Here is a 24,720-nt window from a genome sequence, read left to right on the forward strand (position 1 = left end):
GGATCAGAAGGATCGCCGCCGGGATCCTAGTACTCCTGCCCCTGGCCCTCGTCTCCGCGTACGCGGTCTACCACGACTACGTCGAGGCCGAGAGGTACGTGAACGCTGTCCGCGCCCGTATGGGTTGGTCTCCACTACCACCCCAACTCCTTCCCTACTGCGATCGGTTCGACTTGGTCGCGTACCAGCAGGGAGGTCTCGTAGCCTTCAAGCTCTTCGTCTACCCTCCCTTAACCGCGGTACCACCGGTCCTCCCCCAGATAAAGCCGGGTGAGGACGAGCTCAGTGTCGTCCGCACCCTGGCGTTGTTCGTGTCCGACACCATGCAATACGATGTCGGGGCGGAACCTCCGGAGTACGTACCTCCCGTGCTCCGACGCGCCTTCGCGGAGCTGGAGCTGAGGGGCAGATGGCGTGGGGCCTGTGGAACCGCCTCGTACATGTTCTCCTACCTATGCCGTCTCTATGGGATCCCGACCCGCCTCGTACTGATAGAACCCACGGATACGGGGACCGTGGTTTCGGGAACGGGACGGGAGCGTGAGAGGTTCGTACTCCACGCGCAGGTTCAGGTCTGGGTTCACGGTCGCTGGATGACCGTGGACCCTTCGGTTGGGTTAGTGGGGACCTCGGACCGGCCTGTGCAGGGGCACCGAGTACGTCCCGACGGCACTGAGCTCTACACACCTGGGGTCAAGAGCTACACGGTCTGTACCCAAGGACCTTTGGTCTTCTGGGATACGCTCACCGGGCTGGTGGAGTTGATAGTCTAGTGCTTCTGCAGTACTTCCTCGTAGATCCTCCGAACCTTCTCGATCGTGTCCGCGTCTTCCGGACCCAGATCGTCGCGCACGCGCACCAGTCTCGGGAACCGAAGGGCGAATCCGGACGAGTACTTCGGGCTCTTCTGGATATCCTCGAACTCCACCTCGAAAACCACCTCAGGCTTGAACCTAACCTCACGTCCCGACTCCTCCACTATCAAGTCCTCGAACATCTTGGTCAATCGCTCGAGTGTCTCGTCGTCCATGCCCGTTCCGACCTTACCCACCTCAAGCAGGTTCTCCTTGTTCTCGTCCCAGACGGCCAGCAGGTAGGAACCGATGAGTCCCTTCCGCTTGCCCTTACCCCAAATACCGCCGATGACCACACAATCCAGCGTCTCGAGTACCGGCTTGACCTTCAGCATCTTCTTGCCGCGGACGCCCGGAGTGTAGTTCGCGTCCAGGTCCTTCACCATGACCCCTTCGTGGCCCATCTCTAGGGCTCGATGGAACATCTCGGCAGCCTCCTTGGGATCGTCCGTGATCACCTGCTCGACGAGCATCACCTCTCCCTCGCGCTCGCGCACTATCTCCTCGAGTCGACGTCGACGCTCTCGGAACGGGGTGTCGACCAACGACTCGCCGTCCACGTACAAGCAGTCGAAGAGGTGCAGCTCCACCGGGATCTCCTTGCGCACCTCCTCGATATCGTACTTCCGCTTGATCCTATGGAGCAGCTCCTGGAACGGTCTCGGTTTGCCCGTCTCGGGGTTGATGGCCACGGCCTCGCCCTCCAGGATGAACTCGTCCGCGTCCACGCAGTCCTTCACGGCCTCCACGATATCGGGGAGCGCGTGGGTCACGTCCTCGATCCTCCTGGTGTACACGCGCACTTCCTCTCCGTCCGAGTGTACCTGCACGCGGGCGCCGTCCAGCTTGATCTCCACCGCGCCCTTCCCTCCGACCTCGGCGAGCGCCTCCTTCACGTTCCTCGCTGCTTGCGCCAGCATCGGCTTGATCGGTCGCATGGGTCTCAGGTCGATCTCGCGGAGACCTTCCTCGCCCTTCGTCATCGCCACTTTGGCCACCAGTCCTAGGTCGTTCGACAGCATGTGGGCCCTCTCGACCAACTTCCTGCTCACACCGAAGGCCTGGGCGATGGCCTCCTCCACGGTGCTCTCCCGTACGCCCGTCCGCAGCTCACTCAGCGCCTGCCGAACCAGGTAGCGGGCCTCCTTCGGCTTCGCCCTGGCGAGCAACCCCATCATCAGCCTCATCTTCCGCTTGACGGCTCCCTCACCCTCGACTTCCGCTATCTTCTCGAAGGTTTCCCTGACTTCGCCCACCATGAGGGGTCGCGAATCGAGCAGCGTCGACGTCTTCCGACGCTTCAGCAGCTCCTCGGCGGTGAGTCCGAGATCGCCGAGCCGCTTGAACAGCTCCGTGACCTCGGAGTCGGTAGACCCCGTGGCAGTCGCGATCACCTTCCGCATCAGCTTGGACCCGATGCCGAGGTCCCTCGGATCCCATCCGGGGAACACCTGATTGGCCAGGAACAGTGCGACGGTGTCGACGACGTCCTCCGGACACTGCCGTAGGAACTGGGCGATCAGGCTTATCTTGGCCTTCCTGGAACTGATCCGCTCCAGCCTCTCGAAGGCCTCCGCCAGGGACGAGTAGTACACGTCGTCGTCCGTCGTTTTGACCTTGAACTCGGCTCCACTGGGACCGACCGCTTTGGTGGGCTCCCTCTCCCGCTCCTCCTTACGAGCTCTCTTACGCTCCTCCGCCTCTTCCTCCTCCCTCTTCTCCTTCTTCCTACCTTTCTTCCTGGGAGGAGAGGATATGAAGAAGTCGAGTTTCCTGGATTTGGGGACGGGTCGAGTCACGTTCACCACCCCTACTGACGGGTGTTCGCCCCTTTAGGAATTACCCGTTTTCGCTGCGGAGGTAGCCAGACATGGTGATGGTGGAGAGGGTGGTACAGGCCCTTCCGGAGATGGAACCCGAGGATTTCAAGGTCCTACGAGCCCTCGAGCTGGAGATGCGCAGGCACGATTGGGTCCCGTTCGATCGACTGCTCGAACGCACCGGTCTCGACGAGAAGGAGCTAGGCTACCGTCTGTCCAGACTCGATCGTTGGGATATGGTCGTCCGAACGCGACGGCAAACGGTCGGGTATCTAGGTTACCAACTGCGTCCCGAAGGGTACGACGCCCTCGCCCTCCGGGCGCTCGTGGACCAAGGCGTGTTGGAAGGACTCGGCCCGGAGATCGGGGTGGGAAAAGAAGCTGACGTGTACTTGGGCATCTCCCCCAAGGGCGCGCAGCTGGCCGTCAAGTTCAATCGAATCGGTCGTACCAGTTACACTAAGATCAAACGGTACCGTGAGTACGTGAAGGATAAGCGTCACATCTCGTGGCTTTACGTTAATAGACTCACGGCCGAGCGTGAGTTCGAGGCGCTTTTACACCTGTACCCTGAGGGCGTTTCCGTCCCCAGGCCCGTCGCTCAGAACAGACACGTACTCGTGATGGAACGCTTCGAGGGACGGGAACTCGCGGAAACTCGGGTGGAAAACCCCGAGGCGGTCTTGAACCGGGTGCTCGAGGAGTACGAACACGCCCTCGAGGTCGGCGTGGTTCACGGGGACCTGAGTCAGTTCAACATAGTCGTCGAGGGCGACGACGTGCTGCTCATCGACTGGGCGCACTGGGTCGAGGTATCCCACCCCTCGGCCCGTGAGCTCGTCGAACGCGACGTACGGAACGTATGCGACTACTTCCGCCGGAAATACGGCGTTCACAGGCATCCGCGGGAGTTCTTCGAGAATTCCGGATGAGGAGGCTTACGGGGATCGAGGCGCGCCGATGAGAGGGTGGCCCGTTACCGACGGGCCATTACACGTCGCGATGGGGGATAACGTTCCCCGATGAATTCGACAGGGTACAACACCCGGGCCACTCTCGCAACCGTAAAAAGAGCTAGCCTGGGAAGCTCCGCCGGGGGCTCGCGCTCATGCCGATCGAGATCGATATGGACTCGTGTTTGCTGTGCGAAGCGTGCGTCGCAGCGTGTCCCACGGGTGCTATCCGCCGCGAAGATGGGGACATGAACCACTGTATCGTCTGCGGCGCCTGCGTGAAGGCCTGTCCCGTCGACGCCCTGGAGCTCGAGGACCTCGAGCGTGAAGTGGACGGAGAGAAAGTGGAACTCAAAAGGATAGCTTGGAAGCCCGAGGAGTGCCACAAGGAGGATCCACCTCAGTGCGGTGAGGTGTGCCCGCAGGAGATCATGCGGATTGAAGACGGCTATCCGGAGCTCCGCGGATTCTGCGTCATGTGCCTCAAGTGCATGGAAACGTGTCCTATCGACGCAATCGGCATGAAGGGTGTCGTCGAGCCCAAGTCCGAGCCCCCAGAGCATCCCGAGGATGAGGATGTCTATGTACACCCCGAACGGTGTGTCGGGTGCACATACTGCCTCCAGGTATGTCCGACCGACGCCATCGAAATGGTGCCGACAGATGCCGAGTTCTTCAAGGCCGAGGAGAACGAGTGGTCGCCCGTTTACGTGGACCCGGACACGATGGAGCTGAAGCAGGGCCGGAAGGTCGCCAAGATCGACCCGGAGAAGTGCACTGGATGTACACTGTGCGCCCAGGTGTGTCCGTGGGGAGCCATTACGGCAGCGCGTGACGTACCGGTTCAGTCCCGCGAAGTCAAGAACGAGATCGACGAGGACAAGTGTGTCGGATGCGGAGTCTGTGCCGAAGTCTGTCCAGGCGACCTGATCGAGGTCGACGGTGTCGCCAAGGTGCCGGAGAAGTGTCCCGCCTGTAAGCTCTGTGAGCGCGCGTGTCCCGTCGACGCCATCTCAATCAACGTCTCCTATGAGCGCTCCGGTGAGATGGAGTGAGTTTTTTCACCCACCCCACCCGCTCCGCCCGGGGCGAACGTTGCGGGTAGGGACCTACCTGGTGGATGGCACCCCTCGTCCCGCCGTGTTTCTCGACGACGAGGTCCACGTCTACGACCTTCCCGTGCTCGAATTCATCGAAGTCGTCCACAGTGACGGGTTGGGTGATCTGGACTACTCTGTGTATCCGCTATCGGAGCTCAGAATAGGTCCCCCAGTTCCGCGGCCTCCTAAGATAATCTGCTTCGGACTCAACTACCGTGAGCACGTCGAGGAGTTACGCGAAATGGGAATGGACGTCCCCAGTGAGCCCGTCATGACCATGAAGGCGCCCACCGCGGTAATCGGCCACCTGGATACCGTTAAGTTACCGAGGGAGGCACGCAGGGTCGATCACGAGCTCGAGCTGGCCGTGGTGATCGGAGAGCGATGTCGTAAAGTGTCTCCTGAGGAGGCTCGAGACGCCGTTCTCGGGTTCACTATCATCAACGACGTGACGGCTCGTGACATAGAGAAAAGAGAGGGCCAATGGGTCCGAGCGAAGAGCTACGACACGTTCGCGCCTTTAGGACCGTGGATCGAAACCGAACTAGAGCCCGACGGACTCGAAATGGAGCTCCGTGTTAACGGCGAGGTGCGCCAGCGTGCTACCACCGACGACATGGTTCGGGATCCGTACGAGCTGGTATCTTTCACGTCTAGGGTGATGACGCTCGAGCCCGGTGATATCATCGCTACGGGAACCCCGCCCGGTGTGGGTCCGATGGAACCGGACGATAAGATCGAGTTGGAAATCGAACGCATTGGCAGGCTCGTACATTACGTAGGACAGTGAATACCATAGAGACCGCGTGACACCGTTTAGCGTCCCCACACAGTTTCTTTACGAACAGAAGAAGCTCCGGGGAGAACTCTCAAAGGTAGCCGCGAGGATCACTGTAAGGAGTATTGGTATTATACGTAAGTCGGCAATCCGGTTATTCGTCATCGGGGTAACCTCGGTCGGGTCCGCTCGTCATCTTTGGGGGGTTGGAACCATGACCCGCGAGGACAGGAGGAAGCCCCCGGGCGTAGACGAGCTCGTGACGGACGTCCTCCGATCCAAGCACTGGCTGGCAGAAGTTCCTAAGGAGATAGTACCACCGAAGCGCAAGAGACGTGCTAAGGGATTGGGGATTTAGTACTCACGGTAGCCGCGACTCAGCGACTCAGCGGTGAAGGCTCGAGCAGTCCTAACTCCACTAAATACTCAGGTTTCGATAGGTGTCTCCGGGCTACGGGAGGTGCCTCGTACGTCACTCCTTCGACCAGCTCTCGAGGTACCTCTACTCCGATCTTCGAGTCCTCCGGAGCCCGTTCCCCACAACTGCACTTGAACCCTTTTTTCCGTCCTGCCGACTTCATCGACCTCCGACACCGTCCGCACACGGGATTGCGGACCTCTTCCACGCGCTCCAGTCTCAGCACACGGAGCTTTTCCACGTTCACCGTGCGGGGGTGTTTCGGAGTCTCCGGTCTCAGCGCACCCGCCACACGGATTTCATCGCCGGGATGTAGTGCCGCCACGACTTCGGTGAGCGGTCGGGCCGGACGAAACGCGGCGATATCTACCCTGACGCCCTCCTCGTCCTCACACCTCACCACGACGTGACCTCCCGGTATTCGCCTAGGCTCTTCAACGACCGTGAGGTCTAGGACGGGGTTGGAGTAGTCCTCGGCGTCCGCCAACCGATCCACGCGGACGAGGTGCGCATCCGTCGCTTGGTTCGATTCGAAGATCTCGTACTCCACCACCGGCTCTCGCGTCTTGATCATATCCGGAGCGACCTCTAGGACGTCCGGTTCCACGGATCTCACTCCGTAGAGGACGGGACATGGCGTGTTGGGCGTTATGAGCACGTCGCCGTCCCTACTATCCAGATTATCGAACGTTACGGGGAACGTCCTACGGTCGAACTCTCTGATCGAACTTTCCTCCACACGCCGCTCCGTTCCCCAGTACTTCTCGGCACGGTACGCGATCCCCTCGAACGTGACCTCGTGGTCCTTCCGGACGCGGGCGAAGCCCAGGGCCGCAACGGCACCGACGATACCGCGACCTTCTAGGACCACGTTGACGTCGTCGTCGACGCTCTCTTTCACCCTCCCGGGGTTTAAAATGCGCCGTACCGCCTCCTCGTAGACGGATTCGCAGACCCTCGGCGGCTCACCTTCGCAGACCACCAGACCCGGCCGGGTCTCCGGGTAACCCTTCCGGACTACCTTCTTAAGTGCACGTAGCACCACCGCTTCGATGTCGACGCTCCACGGTGCTTCCACCGGCAGGGCGACCGCCGCGTTACCCCTAGTCTTGAACGGCACGTTCGGATTCAATCGAACTAACAGCGGGCGACCGACGGGTTCCGCACCGGCTTCCGCCAGCTCCGCACGGAGTAAGACGGCCGCGTGGGTGGTACATCCCCCGGCGGGTGAGTCGGTGTCATCGAGTGCCACCCAATCCATCGAACGTTCCACCCGGGGGTGATCATGTGGTCGTCGGTCAGAAGATATTGGCGTCGGCCGTCGCCCACCTCCTGCCTTTCTTGGTGGGCGCCGTCGGGATTTACTTCATTCTCACGGCGTCGATGAAGGACGACGAGCACTTGCGCAGGTTAGGCTTCTTGATCATAGTGATCGGGGGTCCAACGTCGGTACTAGTGTCCATCGCGATAGTCGGGGGGTGACGGGGTGCGGGCCGAGCTCTGTGCGGACCTCGAGGAGGCTTTGAGGGCCGGAGGCCACGAAGTCGTCCGCATCGAAAGGGCTTGCTTCGACATCTTCGTGCGTACCCGCGATGGTCGCGCTTACATAGTAAAAGTGTTGATCAACGCCGACGGGCTGCGCCGGGAGGTAGCCGAGGAGCTCAGACGCATTTCGCACTTCTTGGAGGCCGTACCGGTGGTCGTGGCGCTTAAACGCCACACCGGCCCGCTGGAGAAAGGCGTGGTCTACCATCGGTACGAAGTCCCCGTGCTCGACCCGCTGACGTTCGCCCGGCTCGTGGAGGGGGAGCCGCCGAAGGCCGTGGCGGACCGGGGAGGACAGTACGTCGTGATCCGTGCCGACGAGGTGGATGAACTGGACGTATCTAGGGTGCGCCGTCGCCAGCTCCGGCGTGAGGGCGGTAGGATCACACTAGCACGGGCCGAGGAGGCCGACGTCGAGGGGGTACCGGTGGAGCTCAAGACCCCGGAACACGTGGACACCGGACGCGACCGAATGACGCGGTTCGAGCGCCGTGTAGCGGAGCTCTTGGAACGGATGGGTGCCGAACGTACGGGGAAGGTTCGCAGGGCCCCCTTCAAGCTCCTGGCTAAGGACGGCGAGACCGTGCTGGCACGGGCGGAGGAGGGGGGAGACCGGGAGTCCATAGCTCTCAGGGATGTGGCCAGTGCTACGGGGTCGATGGGTGTGATCGTGACTCGAGAGCGTTGCAAAGACACGTACGTGCCCACGATCGACATCGGGACCCTCGAGGAGATCAAGGACCTCGAGGACCTCAAGGAGTACCTCCAAGAGCGCGATCCGGAGGAGCGTGTGAGACGGCTCGTTGAGGAGGCCGGCATAACGTCCCCGAGGGAGATAGCGCAACGCACCGGGATCCGTGAGTCGGTGATACGAGAGTTCCTGCGCAGGATGGGGATCACCGACGAGAGAAAGGTTTAAATATAAGTGCTCATCGGTATGCGGATGGACGAAAAGAAGCCGGAAACGGGGGAGTCCGCGTATGGCGATGCTAGCAGGTGATGGGAGGCAGGTTCTGATCCTGCCGGAAGGTTACCAGCGGTTCGTCGGTCGAGACGCTCAGCGGATGAACATCATGGCCGCGCGTGTGGTAGCCGAGACAGTCAGGACCACTCTAGGTCCGATGGGCATGGACAAGATGCTGGTCGACGAGATGGGCGACGTCGTGGTGACCAACGACGGTGTAACCATCCTGGAGGAGATGGACATCGAGCACCCGGCCGCTAAGATGGTCGTGGAGGTCGCCAAGACGCAGGAGGACGAGGTCGGTGACGGTACGACCACGGCCGTCGTGCTCGCGGGTGAGCTGCTGCACAAGGCCGAGGATCTACTGCAGCAGGACATCCACCCGACCGTGATCGCACGCGGTTACCGAATGGCCGTCGAAAAGGCCGAGGAGATCCTTGAGGAGATCGCCGAAGAGATCGACCCGGATGACGAGGAGACGCTCAAGAAGATCGCCAAGACCGCGATGACCGGTAAGGGCGTGGAGAAGGCCCGAGACTACTTGGCCGAGCTGGTCGTGAAGGCCGTCAAGCAGGTCGCCGAGGAGGAGGACGGAGAGATCGTCATCGACACGGACCACATCAAGCTGGAGAAGAAGGAGGGTGGCGGGCTCGAGGACACCGAGCTGGTCAAGGGCATGGTGATCGACAAGGAGCGAGTGCACCCGGGTATGCCGCGCCGCGTGGAGAACGCCAAGATCGCCCTGCTGAACTGCCCGATCGAGGTCAAGGAGACCGAGACCGACGCTGAGATCAGGATCACCGACCCGGAGCAGCTGCAGGCCTTCATCGAGGAAGAGGAGCGCATGCTGAGTGAGATGGTCGACAAGATCGCGGAGACGGGTGCGAACGTGGTCTTCTGTCAGAAGGGTATCGACGACTTGGCCCAGCACTACCTGGCGAAGAAGGGCATCCTGGCGGTACGGCGTGTTAAGAAGTCCGACATGCAGAAGCTGGCCAGGGCGACCGGAGCCCGCATCGTGACGAACATCGACGACCTGAGCGAGGAGGACCTAGGTGAGGCCGAGGTCGTCGAGGAGAAGAAGGTCGCCGGCGACAAGATGATCTTCGTGGAGGGTTGCAAGGACCCGAAGGCCGTGACCATCCTGATCCGCGGTGGTACCGAGCACGTGGTCGACGAGGCCGAGCGAGCCATCGAGGACGCCATCGGAGTCGTGGCGGCGGCCCTAGAGGACGGCAAGGTGGTAGCCGGCGGTGGTGCTCCGGAGGTCGAGGTAGCCAGGCAGCTGAGGGACTTCGCGGACGGAGTGGAGGGCCGCGAGCAGCTCGCGGTCGAGGCGTTCGCCGACGCGCTGGAGATCATCCCGAGGACGCTGGCCGAGAACAGCGGACTCGACCCGATCGACGTGCTGGTGCAGCTGCGCGCCAAGCACGAGGATGGTCAGGTGACCGCCGGTATCGACGTGTACGACGGTGACGTCAAGGACATGCTCGAGGAGGGCGTCGTCGAGCCGCTGCGAGTGAAGACCCAGGCGCTGGCGAGCGCCACCGAGGCCGCGGAGATGATCCTGCGAATCGACGACGTCATCGCCGCCAGGGAGCTGAGCAAGGAGGAAGAGGAGGAGGAAGAGGAGGGCGGTAGCAGCGAGTTCTAACGCCCCTCTCCCGAACAAACATGCCTTCGCACCAATCGTTTTGGATCACATAACGTTTTCGAGGACGCGCTCAGCGGAACCCCTTGGCCGCGCTCCACATTAGGAACAACATAATCAGCATCATCGCCAGTGCCAGTACTGCCACGATCAGTGCCATTTTCGGGGAGCTTCCCACAACTATCGGCACGGGACCGATCAGGATCACTCCGCCCCACTCTCCCCTACCCGAAGCGTTCTTGATCGCTAACAGGAGGATAGCCAGTGCTGTCAGAACTATGCCCACGAACGTTATCAGCACACCGGCCTTGAGGACGTCCTCGACTCGCAGGGCTATCACCCCTCGGGGGGCGCGAGTGTGGGGTTGTTCGAGAAGTACGTCTCCAACTTGAACCGCCTTCTGATCCTCACGATGGTGTTCGCTGTGATCTGCGCAGGATCCACCCTCGCCTTAGGGGTCAAAAAGGGCATTGATCTCAAAGGAGGTACCATGGTGATCCTGAAAACGGAGAAGGATCCCGATACGGTAACTAGCGAGGCTTCGAGGATCCTCGGCGTGTCCGACGTGGAGGCTATACGTTCCTCCCAAGGCGACGTGATCGTGCAGGTTCCTAAGTATCTGTCGGCAGATGACGTGAATAAACTCGCACGGGCCGTCGGAGGGGAGGTCGAGTCCGTCCAGACCATCGGACCGGCACTGGGCCGCGTGTTCTGGGAGAGCGTCAAAGTAGCCGTACCACTGGCGCTGGTCGCGGTCTCCATCGTCGTGTTCGCCATATTCCGGAAACCGCTGCTGAGTGCCGCCGTGCTGGGAGCGCTGGCCTTGGACCTCGTCGACGCGCTCGGACTGATGGCACTCACGGGCGTACCGCTGACCCTGGCGAGCTTCGCGGGCCTCCTTATGATCATAGGTTACGCGGTCGACAGCAACATACTCCTCTCCATGTACACCGTGAAGCGTCGCAGGGTCAGGAGGGTCGATCGGGCGATCGCGGACTCGTTTAAGACGGGTATCACCATGGTAGCCACGACCACCGCGGCCGCATGCGCGCTGTTCTTGCTATCCATGTCGGAAGCCATGTTCGAAATCGCCGCCGTCGTGATCTTCGGGCTAATCGCGGACGTCCTTAACACGTGGATCTTCAACGCTTGGGTCATCCGCGAGAAGATCGCGGGGAGGTGATCTTTGTCCGGGCTGGGATGGATGAAAGAGAACTGGAGACTACTCGTGATAACCGCCGTGTGGATCGTAGCAGCGACGTCTCTCGCGGTGAAGGGAGTGAACCTAGGTCTGGAGCTTAAAGGTGGCACGATGGTCATCGCCAAGACGGATCACCCGGTTAGTAAGAAAGAGATGGATCAGACCGTGACGGTACTCGAGAGTCGTCTCTCTACCTTCGGCTTCAAAGGCATCAAGATCCAGCCAGTCGGGCGCGACCACATCATCGTGATGCTTCCAGGTACACCGCCCAAAGAGGCGGTCGAGCTCATCACTAAGCCGGGACGTTTCGAAGCCAAGTACAAGGGCAAAACCGTCATCACCGGCCAGGATATAGAGTCGGTGGAGTCTCCGAGGATAGAGCGCGTTGAAGGCGGCTACCAGTGGTCGGTCCCGTTCAGGCTGACGGCGGAAGGCGCCCGCAAGTTCGCGGAGGTAGCCAAGAACGCCCCGGGCCAGCCGATCGACATGTACCTCGACAACAAGAAGGTGTCCAGCCCGCGGATCTCCGAGGACCTGGCCATGGCCGCGGCGTCCGGTCACATGGAGCGGGAGATCGAGATCGTAGGTGGTGCTAAGACCAAGGAGCAGGCGGAGCGTGAAGCCAAGGAGATCATGGCGGTCCTGCGTTCCGGTCAGCTGCCGGCGAAGCTCGTTCCGGAAGGTGTTTACTCCGTGTCCGCCACGCTGGGCCAGAACTTCCTCAAGATGGCGATGATCGCCGGAGCGATCGCGTTCGCGGCGGTGTCGGTAATCATCGCGCTGAGGTACAGGGACATCAGGATCTCGGGTCCGATACTGTTCACGGGATCCTCCGAGGTGGTCTTCCTCATAGGTCTCGCCTCGCTGACGGGTTTCACGATCGACCTGCCCGCACTGGCGGGAATCATCCTGTCGATAGGTAGCGGCGTGGACGATCTCATAGTGATCACCGACGAGATCGTCCGCGGTGAGCGCAGGAAGGAGGAGGTTACACTCCGTCAACGGATCAAGCGGGCCTTCAGCGTGGTACTGGCGTCGTTCGCGACACTGGCGGCGGCGATGGCGGTATTGTTCGTCGCCGGTATGGGCCTCCTGAAGGGGTTCGCGATAATGACCATCGCCGGAGCGTTTTACGGTGTCGTCATCACCAGACCGGTGTACGCAGACCTGCTGAAGAAGATACTCGGAACGGAGTAGGGGGGAGGTAGAAACGGACCCGATCGTGGACGTGAAGCTGGTGAGCAGTATCCTAGGAACCGTCGTGAAGGTCGCCGCCGTGCTCCCGCTACTCCCCCTCCCGATTTCGCTACTTTACGGGGAATTAGACTGCATCGCTCCTCTCCTCTTGACTTCCCTCATCATGCTCGTCTGCGGGGTCGCCCTCGAGCGGATCGCGAGGGTTGAGCGCCACGTTCGTCCGAGACATGCGATAGTTGCCGTGCCCATAATTTGGCTCGTGATCCCACTCTTCACGTCGCTTCCTTACCGTTTTTGCGAACACATGTCGTGGCTGGACGCTTACTTCGAAAGCATGTCTGGATGGACTACGACAGGTCTCACCGTGCTCCCGGACATCGACCACGCGCACCGCACCATCCTGTTCTGGAGAAGCCTCGAGCAGTGGGTAGGAGGCCTGGGTATCGTCGTGTCGATTATCAGCATCCTCAGGTTCGAAACACCGAGCCTTCTGTACGTCGCCGAGGCCCGCGAGGAACGGATCAGACCGAACGTCGTTAACACAGCGAAAGAGATGTGGAAGATCTACATCACGATCACCGCGGTGGGTTTCCTAGCCCTGTGGGCCGCGGGGATGAATCCCTTCGACGCGCTGAACCACTCCATGACCGCGGTTGCCACCGGAGGGTTCTCCACGCGGTCCGAGAGCGTCACCGCGTGGCACTCACCGACCGTTGAACTCATCACGGTCGTCCTCATGGTGCTCGGTGCCACCAGCTTCGTCACTCACTACAGGGTGGCCAAGACCTTCCGTACGTCTCCCGCCGAACTTCCGAAGCGGATCATCAAGGCACTTCGACAGTACCTCCAAGATCGTCAGTTCCTCACCATGATCGGTCTCACCGCCGCCGTCACCGCGTATGCGGGCGCGGTATCCGGCGACCGAGCGTGGGACGTCGTCCGGTACTACGGGTACCAGGCGGTGTCCGCCATCACCTGCTGTGGATTCTCCAACGCGGACGTTCTCTCCTTCCCCGAGTACGCCAAGCTGGCTATAACCATCCTCATGATAGTCGGAGGATCCACGGCCTCTACGGCGGGAGCCATTAAGGTCTTGCGTTTCCTGATCATGGCGGAGGCCGTGAAGGCGGCCATCGCACGTAGGACTCAACCTATCCGAGGCGTGGTCGTCCCTCGCATCGGCAGTAGGGTACTCTCCGAGGATGAGATCTCCGACGCGTTCGCGATCGCCTCGGCGTACATGTTCTTCCTGCTCATAGGCACGCTGCTGCTCACGGCGTACGGATACCCGCTGGTCGACGCCCTGTTCGAGGTCGCGTCGGCACAGGGCGGCGTCGGGCTGTCCTCGGGGATCACGGCGCCCAACGCGCCGGCGTTCGTGAAAATCCTGCTTATCTTCCACATGTGGATAGGCAGGCTGGAGGTTCTGCCGTGCCTAGCGGCCCTCTACTGGCTGACCTTGATCCTGAAGAGGCTCGCCGTCAAAGGTAGGGACTGATCCCCTCGCCCTCCAGGGTGGGGTTCTCCGGGGGTCGTGAGGGGCATGTACGTGGTGGTCGTGGGGGGCGGACGCGTCGGTAGGATACTGGCCGAGTTGCTGATAGCTCACGGTCACGACGTCGTCGTGATAGAAAAGGATAAAAGGAGAGCCAGGGAGCTCGCGCAGTCCGAACTGGACGTCCTGGTCGTCCAGGGAGACGCCACCGACCTCGACGTGTTGCAGGACGCCGAGATCGAGACAGCGGACGTCGTCGCGGCCGTGACCGATAAGGATGAGGTTAACCTCGCCGTGTCCCTGATAGCCAAGGAGGAATTCGGTGTCGAGCGGGTCGTATCCCGCGTGACTGATGACCGGTTCGTGGACGTATTCCGACGCCTAGGGGTGGATGCAGTCGTAAACCCCGATCGCAGTGCCGCGCAACTCATAGAGAAGGCGATCACGAGGCATAATCTCGTGGATGTGATTATGTTCGGGCGCGGCGAGGCCGAGCTCTTGGAGTTCGAGGTGACCGAAGACTCTCTGGTATCCGGGAAGAAAATCTCGGAGATCCCGGCCGACTGCGTGATAGTGGCCATATATCGGGATGACGAGCTGGAGCTACCCCGCGGCGACATGGAAATAAACCCGGGTGATCGGGTCCTCGTGCTCGCGCTACGTGACAAGCTCAAGAAGGTCGAGAAACTCTTCAAAGGCCGCGACGAAGGGGAGTGACCCACATGGCGTCCGTTGCTCAGGTTCTAGACCGTATCCGATCCGCCGAAACCGAGGCGCAGCGCAAGGTCGAGGAGGCTCGTGAGAAGGCCGAGAAGATCGTCGAGGAGGCCGAGAAAGAAGCCGAGGAAATCGTCAGGAAGGCCCGCGTGGAGGCCGAGGAGGAGGCCGAGAAGATCCTCCAGCAGGCGTTGAAGGAAGCCCGTGAGGAGGCCCGCAAAGTCCGCGAGGAGGGTGAGCGGGAGATCGAGGAGCTCCGAAGTCAGGCTGAGGAGAGACTGGATGAAGCCGCCGATGCCGTCGTCGGGCTAGTTCTGGGGGAGTGAATAGTGGCCATCGAGCCGATGCGTGAGGTCTTCGTGTTCTGCCTGGACGAGAAGGTGTCGGACCTACTCAAGCGGGTTCAGCTCGAGGGTTGCCTCCACGTCGAGGATTTCTGGGAGGCTCACGGCGTCGAGAAGTTCTACGGTGTGAAACGCCCGGAGGTACCTCAGGAACTGATGAAGCTCACCGACGTACTCACACGGCTTGCGAGGATCGAGGAATCGCTCCGTCGCATCCACGAGGAAGTCCGGTCCACCGGGCTACTCGATGCACTGAAACCCATGTTCAAGGCGGAGCGGCCTGAAACCGTGGAGTTCGAGCTCAAGCCGACCGAAGAGATCGTAGAGGACGCGAACGAGTTCCTCGAGGAGCTGGAGTCCGAGGCCGGGGAGAAACTGAAGCGACTGAACGAGCTCAAGGACGAGCTCGAGCGACTCGAGGAGGCGTGTTCCTTCCTGGAATACGTGGAAGAGGACTTCAACGTCTCCCACCTGGGTGAAGGACCGCGCGTGGTCGCTCGACTCTACACCGTGCGGGCCGACTCCTGGGACGATCTAGTCCAGGAGCTCGACGGCGAACCCGCGTACGTGGGGAAGGTAGGGGAGACCGAAGACGGCGATCCCATAGCCGTGATAGCGTTCCCGAAGGGTAGCGGAATAGAGTCCGAAATCCGCAGGCTCGGAGCCATGGAAGAGGAGGTAGTGAACGAGGTCCTCGAGGATCGTGAAGGTTCCGTTCAGTCGGTCCGCGAGGAGTTGGCTGAGGAGATAGAGGAAGTCAAGGACGAGCTCGAGCGAACGAAGCATGAACTCGCGGAATTCTACGAGGAGCGTGGTACGGAGATCCGAGCGTGGGTGGAGCTTCTGGAGAACGAGCGCGAGCTGTTCGACGTGTTACCCAAGCTCGCCATGACCGATAGGACCTACCTGATCTATGGCTGGGTGCCGGAGGAGGAAGTCGGCAGGTTCAAGGAGGTCGTGAAGGAGGCTACCGATGGACTATGCGAGATAGTAGTGCACGAGCCGTCGGACCTCGAGAACATGCCCGTACGCCTACGTAACCCGAGGTTCATCCAGCCTTTCGAAACCCTCGTGGAGATGTTCTCCCTGCCGAAGCCCACGGAGATCGATCCTACACCGATAGTGGCGATATTCTTCCCGATATACTTCGGTTTCATCCTGACAGATGCCGCCTACGGGGCCATCCTCACAGCATTGGCAGCAGCGATCCGTATGGGAGCGGGGCGGGTCGATGAGAGCATCCGGAAATTCTCCGAGATACTGCTGTACGCGGGTATCGTTACGATCATCCTCGGTGCACTCACCGGCGGTTACTTCGGGAACCTGTTGGGGATCAAACCGCTGTGGGTAGACCCGATGAAGGACCCGATCACGATACTCATCGTGGCGCTGGGCTTCGGAGTTCTACATGTCGGTATCGGATTGATGCTCGGAATGTACGTCTCCCTCAGAAAGCAGCGTGACATGAGGTCCTTCATGCTCGACTACCTGTGCTGGTTCCTGATCCTCCTCGGCGGTCTGCTACTGGCGGTGGCGTACAAGACGGGCGGAATCTACACACCACTCGGATACGCCGGAATCGCCATCGCGGGGCTGGGCTTCGTCCTCGTACTGGCCGGTCACAAGCTCCTGGGTGTCCTGGACACCATCGGGTTCATGGGTGACATACTATCCTACTCACGACTGCTAGCCGGATGTCTGTCAACCGCCGGTATCGCGCTGGTGGTCAACCTGCTGGCTAAAATGGTCGAGGGACTCGGTGTAGTGGGGTACGTGATCGCGGGGATCATCCTCATCGGTGGACACTTGTTCAACATGGCAATGAACGGACTTGGAGCCTTCGTGCACAGCCTACGATTGCACTACGTGGAGTTCTTCAGCAAGTTCTACGAAGGAGGCGGAAAGCCGTTCGAACCGCTAGAGCTCAAGGGTGAGCACGTAGAAATACGCGCTTGAGGGGGGAAATCCGGATGGTGAGTACCGAACTCACGATCGCCGCCATCGGAGCGGGTCTGGCGGCCGGCGTCGCGGGTGTGGGTTCCGGTATTGGTCAGGGTATCGCCGCGGCCGCCGGTGCCGGGGCGGTAGCCGAAGACGAAGCGACGTTCGGTAAAGCGATCGTGTTCTCGGTGCTCCCGGAGACGCAGGCGATCTACGGACTACTCACCGCGATCCTGATCATGGTCGGAATTGGACTGCTCGGAGCTGCGAAGGCCGTTACCGTGGGTGCCGCACTAGCGGCCCTGGGTGCGGGTCTCGCCGTGGGACTCGCCGGTATATCCGGTATTGGTCAGGGTATCGCCGCGGCCAGCGGAATAGGGGCGGTACTCAAGGATGAAGCCCTCTTCGGTAGAGCCATCGTGTACGCCGTACTACCGGAGACTCAGGCCATTTACGGACTGCTAGTGGCGATCATCATCATGGTCGGCTCCGGTCTGCTCGGTGGAGCCGGTGGTAAGGTCTCACTGGGAGCGGGTCTGGCGGCGATGGGTGCCGGACTGGCCGTAGGTCTGGCCGGAACGTCTGGTATCGGTCAGGGTATCGCCGCCGCGAGCGGCATTCACGGCGTGCTCCGCAAGGAGGAGCTCTTCGGTAGGCTGATCGTCTTCTCGGTGTTGCCGGAAACCCAGGCCATCTACGGACTACTCACCGCGATTCTGATCGCTAACTTCGTCGGTCTGTTGGGAGGTCCCACCAGTGTTTCAGTCGGTGCGGGTCTGGCGGCGATGGGTGCCGGACTGGCCGTAGGTCTGGCCGGAACGTCGGGTATTGGCCAGGGTATCGCCGCAGCCAGCGGAATCAAGTCCTTGATCGAGGAGGAAGGAGTGTTCGGCCGGGCAATCGTCTTCTCGGTGTTGCCGGAGACTCAGGCCATTTACGGGCTGCTAGTGGCGATTTTAACGCTGTTCTCACTACTCAAGCCAGATCTAAGTCTCGCGGCCGGACTCGCGGCTTTAGGAATGGGTCTCGCCGTCGGAATCGCAGGGACTTCAGGAATCGGTCAGGGTATCGCCGCGGCCAGCGGAATCGCGGGGGTCTTACGTAAGGAGGAGCTCTTCGGTAGGCTGATCGTCTTCTCGGTGTTGCCGGAAACCCAGGCCATCTACGGACTACTGACCGCGATCCTGGCGATGTTCTTCCTGGGTGCCGGAAAGCCGACACTGGCCGCAGGACTGGCCGCCGTCGGTGCAGGTCTCGCCGTGGGCTTCGGAGGAACGTCTGGTATCGGTCAGGGTATCGCCGCCGCGAGCGGAATCAGGGCGATGATAGAGCGCGCCGAACTCTTCGTGCGAGGGATGGTCCTCTCAGTGCTCCCGGAGACGCGAGCGATTTACGGACTGCTGATCGCTATCCTGGCGCTCTTCATGATGAAATCGGGCTCCGTCGGTGCCGGGTTAGCACTCATCGGAGCCGGTCTGGCAGTGGGTCTCGTGGGTGTTTCGGGAATCGGTCAGGGCTTCACCGCGGCGACGGGTGCCGCCACCCTAGTGAAGAACGAGGGCTTCTTCGGTCGAGCTATCATCTTCTCAGTACTGCCGGAGACTCAGGCTATCTACGGACTACTGACCGCGATCCTGATCATGATGTTCGCCGGCATACTGGGTGGAGCGGGAGCTAACATCGGACTGGGAGCGGGCCTCGCCGCGGTCGGTGCCGGTTTGGCGGTCGGATTAGCGGGTAGCTCCGCGATCGGTCAGGGTATCGCCGCGGCCGCCGGTGTCGGAGCGTCCGCGGAGAAGGAGGAGCTCTTCGGTAGATCGGTGGTATTCTCGATCCTGCCGGAGACTCAGTCCATCTATGGATTACTCATCGGCATCCTGCTAGCGGTGTTCGCGATGAAGGCCGGTTCCCCGGTGGGCGCAGGACTCGCGGCTCTGGGAGCGGGATTGGCCGTCGGAATCGCCGGCTTCTCCGGTATCGGTCAGGGTATCGCCGCGGCCGCCGGTATCGGAGCGTTGAAACGGGATCCGGGCTCGTTCGGTCGCTCGCTGATCTTCTCGATCCTGCCGGAGACGCGATCCATCTACGGACTGCTCGTGGCGATACTGGTGATGGTCGGACTCGGCCTGATGGGAGGTACCTTCAGCGGTAACGAGGCCGTCGGCCTAGCGGCCCTCGGCGCCGGTCTGGCCATCGGCTTAGCGGGTCTGTCGGGAGTCGGTCAGGGAGTTACGGCCGCCACGGGTATCAGCAACGTGGTGAAGGACCCCGGAATGTTCGGTCGTTCACTGCTCTTCTCGGTGTTTCCGGAGACGCAGGCGATCTACGGACTGCTGATCGCCATCCTAATCATGATGTTCGCCGGTATACTCGGCGGCTCCAAGAGCCCGGCCTTGGGTGTGGGACTCGCGGCCCTCGGTGCCGGTATCGCCGTCGGTATGGCCGGTACCTCGGGTATCGGTCAGGGTATCTCCGCGGCCGCGGGAGCTCGGGCGACCGCCGAAGATCCCGGTAACTTCGGTCGGTCCATCGTGTTCTCGATCCTGCCGGAGACGCAGTCCATCTACGGATTGCTAGCGGGAATCTTGGCGCTGACACCGGTGCTGACAGGGGCCGGAGCGCACTTGGCGGCCGCCGCCGGTCTGATCGGTATCGGCGCCGGTCTCGCCGTCGGAGTGGCCGGTACCTCGGGTATCGGTCAGGGTATCGCGGCTGCGGGAGGTACCGGTGCACTCGCGGAACGTACGGAGATGTTCGCCAGGTCACTGATCCTGTCCATCTTGCCGGAGACACGATCCATCTACGGACTGCTGATCGCCATCCTGAGCATGTCACTGACGGGAGTACTCGGAGGCGCCGGCAAGGCGAGCCTGGCCGTAGGTTTCGCAGCCGTCGCCGCCGGAATCGCAGTAGGTTTCGCGGGACTATCTGGAATCGGACAGGGTATCACGGCGGCCCGCGGTTCCGCCTCGATGGTGAGACGGGAGCAGGTGTTCGGAAAGTCCCTCGTGTTCTCGGTGCTCCCGGAGACTCAGGCTATCTACGGACTACTGACCGCGATCCTGATAGTGTTCGCCGCCCTCGCGGCCTCTTAACCACCATATTCTCAGCTGAGTTGGGGTGTTACACATGGGCGTAGAGGAGCTCGAGCGTAAGATCCTGGAGGATGCCGAGAAGGAGGCCGAAGAGATCCTCGAGGAGGCGAAACGAGACGCGGAACGTATCCGTGAAAAGGCGGAGCGTGAAGCCGAGGAGGTGCGTCGAGAGATTTTGGACCGTGCTCGGCGTGAGGCTGAGACCCGACGGAGGCGCGAGATAGCGCAGGCCAAGCTGGAGATCCGTCAGGAGAGGCTTCGGGTTAAGGAGGAGTACATCGAGAAGGCGATCGAGCGGGCCGAGGAGAAGATCAGGGAGCTGGCGGAGGAGGGTCGGAAGGAGTACCTGGAGTTCCTCAAGCGTTCCGCCATCGAGGCCGTGAACGCGATTTCCTCCGATGAAGTCGTGCTCCGAGCCAACGAGAACGATCTGATGCTGCTGGACGAGATGCTCTCGGAGATCCGCGACGAGACCGGTAAGGACGTTGAGCTGGGCGAGCCAGTGGAGGCCGTGGGTGGTGTGATCGCGGAGAGTAAGGACGGCTCCGAGGCGTACGACAACACCGTCGATGCCCGGCTCCGTCGCCGGCGCTCCGAGATAGTTAGACGGGTCTCGGAGACGCTCTTCGGGGGATAACCTTTGCTAGGACTGGCCGGCCTGCAAGATTACACCCTTCTCGCCGTCGGGATCATCGCGCTGGTCACGGTGCTCTCGATAATCTTGTCCATACCGATCACCGACGTCGTTTGGCGGTACGCCCCCTACGCTTACCCGCTCCCCAGGGCCAAGGCCGTCGAGGCGGAGACGCTATCCGACGAGGATTACGAGGAACTCAAGGACGCCCCGGTGCGGGACCTGGTCACCAGGCTCGAGGAGCTCGGAGTCGAGCCTGAAGCAGCCCGGGCGGTACTCGACGGGAACACGGCTCCACTCGAGATAGAGCTCAAGCGCCGTGCCGTCGAGTCCGTGATGGAGAGAATCGTCGAGACCAGCCCGGAGGACGTTTCCGAGCTGGCGCGGGCCCTGATAGCCAAGTACGAGCTAGAAGACATCAAGGCGGTACTGCGTGCGCGCCATGCGGGTGAGGAACCAAAACACCTCGTGGACGCGCCCGTACTGCTCGGAGCGGAAACCTGGCGAGAGCTAAAGGAAGCGCGCTCAGTCCCGGAGGTCGTAGACTACCTACGCGGAACTCCGTACGATCGCGGATTAGAGGAGGCCCTGCGTGAGTACGAGGAGACGGGCTCTCTACTACCGCTGGAGTTGGCCCTTGATAGGGCTTATTACGAGCACCTGTGGGATCTGGTGGTAAGCGAGAAGGTTGACGAGGAACTGGCCAGGCTGGTCGGCCTTGAGATCGACCTATACAACGTGGAGGTCGCGCTTCGAGGTGCGATCCTGAACCTGGACCCGGAACGTGTGCTCGAGGCTATGGCGGAAGGCGGCTGGGAGCTGGCCGAGTGGAGGAAGCGGGAGCTGGCGGAAGCCGAAGATCCCCTAGAGGTCGTCGAGAGACTCTCAGGGACTTCCCTCGGGCCGTACTTGGAGGAAGCCGCCGAGGAGTACTCGGAAGGGCGTGGAGTTCAGGTCTTCGACGAAGCCCTCCGTAAAGCCCGCTACGAGCTGGCCCGAGAGATCGCGGGGTCCGATCTCATCGGAGCACCGGCCGTGGTGCACGCGGTGTACGAGAAGCAGCGTGAGGTCGATAACGTGATCTCCCTAGTCAACGCCAAGGTGGCGGACGTCGAGACCATGTTAGTGTAGGGGGAGCCACCCGTGTACGTAGTAGCCGCCGTGGTGAACGGGTCCGTCGCCTCGGGGTTCAGGCTCGTCGGCGTGCGAACGATCGACGCGGACCGTGAGGATCCTAAGGAGGCCGTGAAGAAGCTCGCTTCGGATCCGGAGGTTGGGGTGATCATTCTCACCGAAGATGTGGCCGAAAAGGTGAAGGAAGAGGTAGAGGAGATCCAGCGGGAGAAGGTCTCTCGAGGTGAAGCTACTCCTATTTTCGTGACCGTTCCCGGACCGGAAGGCCCAACCGAGGAGTTCGAGATCGAGGAGATAGTTAAAAAGGCGGTAGGAGTGGAGATCGACCTCGAACGCATCGAGCGTTAGGGGGATCTTCCGTGTCCAACAGCGTGAAAGGCGAGATAGTGAAGATCGCGGGACCCGTCGTGGAGGCGGTGGGTTGTGAGGGCGCGAAGATGTACGAGGTGTTCCGGGTCGGCGACGAGGGTCTAATCGGTGAGGTCATCAACATCGAGAGCGACCGGGCTACTATACAGGTCTACGAAGAAACTACCGGTCTGCAGCCCGGTGAGCCCGTCAAGGGTACCGGAGAGCTCCTATCCGTGGAGTTAGGTCCCGGACTGCTTACTCAGATCTTCGACGGAATCCAGCGCCCGCTGCCCGAGATCCGTAAGGAAGTCGGTGACTTCGTCGAGCGTGGTATCCTCGTGTCGGCCCTGGACCGGAAGAAGAAGTGGGAGTTCACTCCCAAGGTCAAGGAGGGCGAGAAGGTCGAAGAGGGCGACGTCCTCGGAACCGTGCCGGAGACGGAGTTCATCGAGCACAAGATCATGGTTCCGCCCGGTGTGTCCGGTGAGGTAATCGAGATCGCGGCCGACGGAGAGTACACCGTGGAGGACACCATCGCCGTCATCGAGGACGAAGAGGGCGAGGAGCACGAGGTCACCATGATGCAGGAGTGGCCCGTGCGGAAGCCGCGACCTTACAAGCGCAAGCTCGACCCGGAGGAGCCCCTGATCACGGGTCAGCGTGTCATTGACACGTTCTTCCCCGTGGCCAAGGGTGGAACCGCCGCTATTCCGGGGCCGTTCGGGAGCGGTAAGACGGTTACCCAGCAGCAGCTGGCGAAGTGGGCGGACGCCCAGGTAGTGGTGTACATCGGATGCGGAGAGCGTGGTAACGAGATGACCGAGGTGCTCGAGGACTTCCCGGAACTCGAGGACCCACGGACGGGTAGGCCCCTGATGGAGCGTACGATCCTGGTAGCGAACACGTCCAACATGCCGGTGGCGGCCCGTGAAGCCTGTATCTACACCGGTATCACGATGGCGGAGTACTACCGGGACATGGGCTACGACGTGGCGCTCATGGCCGACTCCACGTCGCGGTGGGCCGAGGCGCTGCGTGAGATCTCAGGTCGACTGGAGGAGATGCCGGGTGAGGAGGGTTACCCGGCGTACCTGGCCTCCAGACTCGCCGAGTTCTACGAGCGTGCGGGTCGCGTCGTCTGTCTGGGTTCCGACGACCGAGTAGGTTCGGTCACCGTGGTGGGTGCGGTGTCCCCACCGGGTGGTGACTTCTCAGAGCCCGTAACGCAGAACACACTACGTATCGTGAAGGTCTTCTGGGCGCTCGACTCCAAGCTGGCGGACCGTCGGCACTTCCCTGCGATCAACTGGTTGCAGTCGTACTCGCTGTACCTGGACGACGTCGAGAAGTGGTGGCACGAGGAGATCGGTGGTGACTGGAGGGAGCTACGCGACGAGGCTATGGAGATACTCCAGCGCGAGTCGGAGCTGGAGGAGATCGTGCAGCTGGTGGGACCGGACGCGCTGCCGGAGAGCGAGCGTCTGATCCTAGAGGTCGCGAGAATGATCCGTGAGGACTTCCTGCAACAGAACGCGTTCCACGAGGTCGACACGTACTGCCCGCCCGAGAAGCAGTACGAGATGCTCAAGACCATCCTGCACTTCAAGGAGAGGGCCGAGGAGGCCGTGGACAAGGGAGTGCCGGTGGACGAGATCCTCAAGCTCGACGTCATCGACGACATCGCCAGGATGAAGGTGATACCCAACGAGGAAGCGAAGGAGAAGATACAGGAGATCCGGAAGAAGATCGACGAGCAGTTCGAGGAGCTCATAGAGGAGGCCTCGTAAATCCCCCTTCTCTCCCTCGGATCGTTACGGGGGTCGTAACGTGAGAGAGTTCCTCGTACTGTTCAACCACGCCCCTACGTCACCCGACCGCGTGCGGCTCAAGGACCTTCCCGGCTCCGGACGCTTCGATCTGGTGTGTCGCGTTACGACCCAAGCTCTACTGTACTCCCACGGGGTTCGAACGGACACGGTGGTACATCTCCTACTGCGCGGTCCCGACGATCCCCCGAAAACCATCACCGTGACGGGTCGCCGTGTGCGCCGTTTGTACCCGGACGAGCGTACCACCGCGATCCATCTTCGACGCGCCCTCGAGGCAGACCCGGACACCGAACCCCATCCCGGGATCTTCGTCCGTCGCGCGGACCTCGAGGATCTGCTCGGTGAGATGAAAGGTGCCAAGCTCTACTACCTGAGTGAGGACGGTCGGGATTTAGAGGAAGTGGAACCGGAGCCCGATGCCGTGTTCGTCCTCGGAGATCACGAGGGTCCTACGCCGGAGCAGGATCGTCTGTTGAGACGGCATGCCGACGCCGTGATATCGCTCGGGCCGATCCCCTATCACGCCGATCAATGCATCGTGATCTTGCACCGGTACCTGGACGTGAAACGGCCGCCTGAATACGCTCACGGCCCCTCGAACGTTATGTAATCCGTGACGTACTCCCGTGCGCTTTCGCAAAACTCTGTCGGGGAAATTGCTAACAATCGGTGATCGGCACGGTAGTTTAGATACGGGGG

23 protein-coding genes are annotated in these 24,720 nt (G+C 61.4%); 20 read left to right on the forward strand and 3 right to left on the reverse strand.

Annotation, left to right across the window (positions count from 1 at the left end):
- Positions 1-98 precede the first annotated feature (98 nt).
- Positions 99-773: a transglutaminase-like domain-containing protein gene (locus tag MK_RS05280; RefSeq protein ID WP_148679667.1), complete on the forward strand. Its 675-nt coding sequence runs from the start codon at positions 99-101 to the stop codon at positions 771-773.
- Here MK_RS05280 and MK_RS05285 read toward each other — a convergent pair.
- Entirely contained in the window at positions 770-2,653 is a 1,884-nt protein-coding gene (locus tag MK_RS05285; RefSeq protein WP_226988616.1) for an ATP-dependent DNA ligase, read from the reverse strand. The genes MK_RS05280 and MK_RS05285 overlap by 4 nt on opposite strands.
- Before the next feature lie 71 nt (positions 2,654-2,724).
- On the opposite strand from MK_RS05285, the gene MK_RS05290 reads away from it, so the two are divergent.
- The 4 genes from MK_RS05290 to MK_RS09095 all read left to right on the forward strand — a co-directional run bounded on the left by MK_RS05290 (position 2,725) and on the right by MK_RS09095 (position 5,863).
- The gene (locus MK_RS05290; protein WP_011019368.1) at positions 2,725-3,606 is read left to right on the forward strand and encodes a serine/threonine-protein kinase RIO2; all 882 of its coding nucleotides are present in this window, start codon (positions 2,725-2,727) and stop codon (positions 3,604-3,606) included.
- Between the two features lie 176 nt (positions 3,607-3,782).
- Positions 3,783-4,682 carry a 4Fe-4S binding protein gene (locus tag MK_RS05295; protein ID WP_011019369.1) on the forward strand — a complete coding sequence of 300 codons (900 nt, stop codon included), beginning with the start codon at positions 3,783-3,785 and terminating at the stop codon, positions 4,680-4,682.
- Positions 4,683-4,722: 40 nt separating this feature from the next.
- Positions 4,723-5,517 carry a fumarylacetoacetate hydrolase family protein gene (locus MK_RS05300; protein ID WP_011019370.1) on the forward strand — a complete coding sequence of 265 codons (795 nt, stop codon included), beginning with the start codon at positions 4,723-4,725 and terminating at the stop codon, positions 5,515-5,517.
- A 202-nt stretch (positions 5,518-5,719) separates the two neighbouring features.
- Complete coding sequence (locus tag MK_RS09095) at positions 5,720-5,863, forward strand: hypothetical protein (RefSeq protein ID WP_158295949.1); 144 nt, start codon at positions 5,720-5,722, stop codon at positions 5,861-5,863.
- A 19-nt stretch (positions 5,864-5,882) separates the two neighbouring features.
- Here the strand turns inward: MK_RS09095 and MK_RS05305 are convergent, their stop codons facing one another.
- The gene (locus tag MK_RS05305) at positions 5,883-7,184 is read right to left on the reverse strand and encodes a tRNA(Ile)(2)-agmatinylcytidine synthase (RefSeq protein WP_011019371.1); all 1,302 of its coding nucleotides are present in this window, start codon (positions 7,182-7,184) and stop codon (positions 5,883-5,885) included.
- Between the two features lie 26 nt (positions 7,185-7,210).
- Between MK_RS05305 and MK_RS05310 the strand changes: the two genes are divergently transcribed.
- The 3 genes from MK_RS05310 to thsB all read left to right on the forward strand — a co-directional run bounded on the left by MK_RS05310 (position 7,211) and on the right by thsB (position 10,086).
- Complete coding sequence (locus tag MK_RS05310) at positions 7,211-7,405, forward strand: hypothetical protein (protein WP_011019372.1); 195 nt, start codon at positions 7,211-7,213, stop codon at positions 7,403-7,405.
- A gap of 4 nt (positions 7,406-7,409) precedes the next feature.
- Positions 7,410-8,387 (forward strand): transcriptional regulator, encoded by a 978-nt coding sequence (locus tag MK_RS05315; protein WP_011019373.1) that lies wholly within the window; start codon positions 7,410-7,412, stop codon positions 8,385-8,387.
- Between the two features lie 61 nt (positions 8,388-8,448).
- Positions 8,449-10,086 (forward strand): thermosome subunit beta, encoded by a 1,638-nt coding sequence (gene thsB, locus MK_RS05320; protein WP_011019374.1) that lies wholly within the window; start codon positions 8,449-8,451, stop codon positions 10,084-10,086.
- Positions 10,087-10,156: 70 nt separating this feature from the next.
- On the opposite strand, the gene MK_RS05325 is transcribed toward thsB, so the two are convergent.
- A complete protein-coding gene (locus tag MK_RS05325; RefSeq protein ID WP_011019375.1) occupies positions 10,157-10,423 on the reverse strand; it encodes a TIGR00304 family membrane protein in 267 nt (88 codons plus the stop codon).
- A gap of 18 nt (positions 10,424-10,441) precedes the next feature.
- Here MK_RS05325 and MK_RS05330 point away from each other — a divergent pair, with 18 nt between their 5' ends.
- The 12 genes from MK_RS05330 to trmY are packed head-to-tail and all read left to right on the forward strand — an operon-like array spanning position 10,442 to position 24,631.
- Positions 10,442-11,266 carry a preprotein translocase subunit SecF gene (locus MK_RS05330; protein WP_011019376.1) on the forward strand — a complete coding sequence of 275 codons (825 nt, stop codon included), beginning with the start codon at positions 10,442-10,444 and terminating at the stop codon, positions 11,264-11,266.
- 3 nt (positions 11,267-11,269) lie between these two features.
- On the forward strand, positions 11,270-12,481 hold the full coding sequence (locus MK_RS05335; RefSeq protein ID WP_011019377.1) for a preprotein translocase subunit SecD: 1,212 nt from the start codon (positions 11,270-11,272) through the stop codon (positions 12,479-12,481).
- A 25-nt stretch (positions 12,482-12,506) separates the two neighbouring features.
- The gene (locus tag MK_RS05340; RefSeq protein WP_011019378.1) at positions 12,507-13,979 is read left to right on the forward strand and encodes a TrkH family potassium uptake protein; all 1,473 of its coding nucleotides are present in this window, start codon (positions 12,507-12,509) and stop codon (positions 13,977-13,979) included.
- 45 nt (positions 13,980-14,024) lie between these two features.
- The gene (locus tag MK_RS05345) at positions 14,025-14,693 is read left to right on the forward strand and encodes a potassium channel family protein (RefSeq protein WP_011019379.1); all 669 of its coding nucleotides are present in this window, start codon (positions 14,025-14,027) and stop codon (positions 14,691-14,693) included.
- Between the two features lie 5 nt (positions 14,694-14,698).
- Positions 14,699-15,019 (forward strand): ATP synthase archaeal subunit H, encoded by a 321-nt coding sequence (ahaH, locus tag MK_RS05350; protein WP_148679669.1) that lies wholly within the window; start codon positions 14,699-14,701, stop codon positions 15,017-15,019.
- 3 nt (positions 15,020-15,022) lie between these two features.
- Entirely contained in the window at positions 15,023-16,993 is a 1,971-nt protein-coding gene (locus tag MK_RS05355) for a V-type ATP synthase subunit I (RefSeq protein ID WP_011019380.1), read from the forward strand.
- A 14-nt stretch (positions 16,994-17,007) separates the two neighbouring features.
- On the forward strand, positions 17,008-20,073 hold the full coding sequence (locus MK_RS09295; RefSeq protein WP_011019381.1) for a vacuolar-type H+-ATPase subunit K: 3,066 nt from the start codon (positions 17,008-17,010) through the stop codon (positions 20,071-20,073).
- Positions 20,074-20,107: 34 nt separating this feature from the next.
- Positions 20,108-20,710, forward strand: a complete 603-nt coding sequence (locus MK_RS05370) for a V-type ATP synthase subunit E (RefSeq protein WP_011019382.1) — start codon at positions 20,108-20,110, stop codon at positions 20,708-20,710.
- Positions 20,711-20,713: 3 nt separating this feature from the next.
- Positions 20,714-21,838 carry a V-type ATPase subunit gene (locus MK_RS05375; protein WP_011019383.1) on the forward strand — a complete coding sequence of 375 codons (1,125 nt, stop codon included), beginning with the start codon at positions 20,714-20,716 and terminating at the stop codon, positions 21,836-21,838.
- A 12-nt stretch (positions 21,839-21,850) separates the two neighbouring features.
- Positions 21,851-22,189 carry a V-type ATP synthase subunit F gene (locus MK_RS05380; RefSeq protein ID WP_011019384.1) on the forward strand — a complete coding sequence of 113 codons (339 nt, stop codon included), beginning with the start codon at positions 21,851-21,853 and terminating at the stop codon, positions 22,187-22,189.
- An 11-nt stretch (positions 22,190-22,200) separates the two neighbouring features.
- Entirely contained in the window at positions 22,201-23,979 is a 1,779-nt protein-coding gene (locus MK_RS05385) for an ATP synthase subunit A (RefSeq protein ID WP_011019385.1), read from the forward strand.
- A gap of 40 nt (positions 23,980-24,019) precedes the next feature.
- The gene (gene trmY, locus MK_RS05390) at positions 24,020-24,631 is read left to right on the forward strand and encodes a tRNA (pseudouridine(54)-N(1))-methyltransferase TrmY (protein ID WP_011019386.1); all 612 of its coding nucleotides are present in this window, start codon (positions 24,020-24,022) and stop codon (positions 24,629-24,631) included.
- The last annotated feature ends 89 nt before the right edge of the window (positions 24,632-24,720 follow it).

It is taken from the genome of Methanopyrus kandleri AV19 (assembly GCF_000007185.1).
In the GTDB taxonomy this organism is placed as follows: Archaea; JAADCQ01; Methanopyri; order Methanopyrales; family Methanopyraceae; genus Methanopyrus; species Methanopyrus kandleri.